The following is a 509-nucleotide window of genomic DNA, read 5'->3' on the forward strand; positions in this document are numbered from 1 at the left end:
TTGCATATTTTTTCCCCGAACCATGAACGCCCTTGACCACACCTGAGTATTCCAAAGTCTTTTTCTCTAAGATTCTATCTGATATGTACTTCACATTTTTATATACCCATAGTTGGCTAGGGTTGAGAAAACTCTCATAAGTTGCATCTAGCAGTTTCTTAATCTCGCAACTGCTATAGCCTGTTTTGTCATGGATATCCTTTATAGAGAGCTCTTGATTTACATGCATTTGAAGACACAACTTCCGCTTAGCCAATGTTTTAGCTTTTTCCACGTCTTTACTCATTGAGTCCAAAGATGCATAAATACCTTGTAGCACCCAGGATTGATCTAAGACTGGAGGTTTGGGACCAATTTCACTTTTGTCCAACAAACGTTTTCTTTCATGCAAGAAGCGGCTTTGGACTTGTGGGAAAAGTGCTTTCGTCAAATTTTCCATAATATGGAATTTGTCTGCGACAACAGTCGCTGCAGGAAGAGCCTTCTTTATAGCCTTGATGTAACACTTG

Annotated in this window: 1 protein-coding gene; it reads right to left on the reverse strand. The window is 39.5% G+C overall.

What is annotated here, in order from left to right; translation table 11 throughout:
- Window positions 1–509, reverse strand: a 509-nt coding sequence (locus RF645_RS13500) for a transposase (protein WP_368819294.1), incomplete at both ends; no start/stop codon positions are given.

Origin of the sequence: Kocuria sp. CPCC 205260 (assembly GCF_040981045.1) — a bacterium.
Classification (GTDB): domain Bacteria; phylum Actinomycetota; class Actinomycetes; order Actinomycetales; family Micrococcaceae; genus Kocuria; species Kocuria palustris.